Source organism: Pseudoxanthomonas sp. LjRoot204_2, assembly GCF_056175765.1.
This window is the reverse complement of the sequence record NZ_JBGFFG010000393.1, coordinates 1-3,118: the sequence shown is the minus strand read 5'-3', so window position 1 is coordinate 3,118 and position 3,118 is coordinate 1. Positions and strand designations below refer to the sequence as shown.

Sequence of the window (3,118 nt, the reverse complement as noted above, 5' to 3'; positions counted from 1 at the left end):
GGTGTACTTCGTGCTGACCGACCGCTTCGTCAACGGCGATCCGTCGAACGACCATCGCGACCAGGGCGGGAAGCACCCTACCTTCGATCGCCCCACCCCGGGCGCACCCGCGGGGCGTAGCGACAACATCGGCTACCTCGGCGGCGACTTCAAGGGTGTGCTGGACAACGCCGGCTACATCCGCGACCTCGGCTTCACCTCGGTATGGGTCACCCCCATCGTCGACAATCCCGATGAAGCGTTCACCGGCGGCGACGAAGTGAAGTGGGAAGGCATGTTCACCGACCGCGGCAAGACCGGGTACCACGGCTACTGGGGCATCAACTTCTACAAGCTGGATGAACACCTGCCCAGCGAAGGGCTGGATTTCGCCGGCTTCACCGCGGCGATGAAGCAGCAGCAGCTGGACGTGGTGCTGGACATCGTCGGCAACCATGGCTCGCCCGCCTATTCCATGCCGGAGATGCAGCCGCAGTACGGCAAGGTCTGGGACAAGGACGGCAAGCTGGTCGCCGATCACCAGAATCTGGACCCGGACAAGCTGGATCCGCGTCGCAAGCCGATGCACGCCTTCTACAACACCGGCGGCGGCTTGGCGCAGTTGTCCGACTTCAACGAGAACAACCCGGCGATGATGGAGTACCTGGTCGGCGCGTACGAGCAGTGGATCGACCAGGGCGCGGCCGCGTTCCGCGTGGACACCATCGCATGGATGCCGCACGCGTTCTGGAAGGAATTCGCCGACCGCATCCGCGCGAAGAAGCCGGGCTTCTTCATGTTCGGCGAGAACTTCAACTACGACGCCGCCAGCATCGCCGGCCATACCTGGGCCCGCAATGGCAGCTACAGCGTGCTGGACTTCCCGTTGAAGGCCAAATTGACCGAGGTGTTCGAGAAGCCGGGCACCAGCTACGAGGAACTCGGCAAGGCGCTGTACCTGGAAGACGGTCCGTACGCCAATCCGTACGATCTCATGACGTTCTACGACAACCACGACATGGCGCGCATGAAGGCCGCGGACACCGGCTTCATCGACGCGCACAACTGGTTGTTCACGGCGCGCGGCATCCCGGTGATCTACTACGGCTCGGAAGTGGGCTTCGAGCGTGGCAACGCCGAGCACGCCGGCAACCGCAACTACTTCGGCCAGGAACGCATCGACGCGGCACCGCAGAGCCCGATCTTCGCCCCGTTGAAGCGCATCGCGCAGCTGCGCCGCGAAACACCGGCCCTGCAGCGCGGCTTGCAGCTCAACGTACGCCTGAAGGGAGACCAGGCGATCTTCTACCGCGTGCTCCAGCACGAAGGAACCACCCAGACCGCGCTGGTGCTGCTGAACAAGGCGGATACGCCGGCAAAGATGTCCGTGTCCGAGTATCTCGAGCCAGGCCAGTGGCGCGACGCCTTCACCGGCAAGACCCAGCGCGTGCGCAACCGCCTGCAGGCGGACGTGCCGGCCCACGGTGTGCGCGTGTTCCTGCTGGATGATGCGATTGCGCGGGCCGATACCCGTGCACGTCTCGCCGAGCTGATGGCACGCAAGTCGCCGAAGGCGGATTGACCAATGCCTTCTGTGGGAGCGACGCAAGTCGCGACCGTTAACCAGAAACGACCTGTACGCGCGTGGGCGCGCTGGAGAGGACACGTTCTCGGAGTCGGGGAACGCCAGCAGAGCTGATGGCGCGCGGTCGCGACTCACGTCGCTCCTACAACCGCAGACTCACTTGGCAGCGGTCGATCCGCGCAACGCCAGCTTCACCGGAATGGTCTGGCTTTCCGCCGGTTCACCATTGATCAGCGCCAGCAATGTCTCGACCAGCAGGGCGCCCGCCAGCTTGGTGTCCTGCTGCACGGTGGACAGGCCGGGATTCATGAAACTGGCCAGCGGGATGTCGTCGAAGCCGGCCACCGCGACATCGTCGGGCACGCGACGGCCGTGTTCGAGCAGCGCCTTCATCGCGCCGACGGCGATCAGGTCGCTGGCGCCGAAGACGGCGTCGAACGTCGCACCACTCGCCAGCAACGTGCTGGCCGCCTCGTAGCCGGATTGCTCGGTCGTGATCGCATCGACCTGCAGTGCAGGGTCGGCCACCAGGCCGGCGGCTTCGAGCGCCCGGCGATGGCCGAGGTAGCGCTCGAAGAATTCCGGATAGTGGTTGGACGCATGTCCGAGGAACGCGATGCGGCGACGCCCCTGCACGATCAGGTGCGCCGTGATGTCATGGCCGCCCTGGGTGTTGTCGCAGCCGATCGACACCCCGGGCGTACCAGGCTGCACGGCGCCCCAGCGGACGAAATGCGTGCCCTGCTCCACCAGCCGCTCCAGCCGGCTGCGGGCTTCCAGATAGTCTCCATAACCCAGAAGGATGATGCCGTCGGCCTTCTTGCTGTCCTCGTAGTCGGCCTGCCAGTCGGTCGACAATTGCTGGAACGAGATCAACAGGTCGTAGCCGCGCAGTGCGCATGCACGGGTAATGCTGCCCAGCATGGACAGGAAGAACGGGTTGATCGCCGATTCGTCGGGCGTGGGATCTTCGAAGAAAAGCAGCGCCAGCGTTCCGGAATGCTGCCGGCGCAGGTTGGACGCGTTCTTGTCCACCTTGTAGTTGAGCTGTTCGGCGATGGCGAGGATGCGCTTGCGTGTTTCCTCGTTGACCATCGGACTGCCCCGCAGGGCGCGCGACACGGTGGGCTGGGACACRCCCGCGAGGTGGGCGATGTCCAGCGAGGTGGCCTTCCCCTTGATGGGCGCGATCACGGACGGCTTCGGATACGGACGGCGGAGGTCAGGATCATGCCACGCCGGGCCGCAGGCGGCGATCCGGTCGGGGCCTCCCCTTCCGCCGTGGGAGCGACGCAAGTCGCGAAAGGGCGCCGGCAGCGCCTCATCATGACGTACCTCGTTCCCCCGAGAGCGGGCTCGCAGCTCAGGGCGTGCCCTGGTCCGTTCGAGTCGCACCGTGCAGCTGCACGCCATCGGCGTCGGTGATGCTGACGGAGACCTCGATGCCGTGGCGCACGCTCTCGGTGACCACGCAGAAGTTTTCGAACTGGGCCAGGATCCGCTCCAGCGAGGCATGCGTCGCCCCCGCCTCGGCCAGCCGGATATCGGCATGGA

General features: G+C 65.4%; 2 protein-coding genes and 1 pseudogene. 1 reads left to right on the top strand and 2 read right to left on the bottom strand.

Annotation, left to right across the window (positions count from 1 at the left end; all coding sequences use genetic code 11):
- Position 1 precedes the first annotated feature (1 nt).
- A complete protein-coding gene (locus tag AC04L7_RS15390; protein ID WP_475513340.1) occupies positions 2-1,561 on the top strand; it encodes an alpha-amylase family glycosyl hydrolase in 1,560 nt (519 codons plus the stop codon).
- A gap of 159 nt (positions 1,562-1,720) precedes the next feature.
- Here the strand turns inward: AC04L7_RS15390 and AC04L7_RS15385 are convergent, their stop codons facing one another.
- Together AC04L7_RS15385 and AC04L7_RS15380 are read right to left on the bottom strand one after the other, a co-directional pair.
- Entirely contained in the window at positions 1,721-2,755 is a 1,035-nt protein-coding gene (locus AC04L7_RS15385) for a LacI family DNA-binding transcriptional regulator (protein ID WP_436000994.1), read from the bottom strand.
- 172 nt (positions 2,756-2,927) lie between these two features.
- A pseudogene (locus AC04L7_RS15380) lies at positions 2,928-3,118 on the bottom strand (OsmC family protein); the annotation flags it as partial.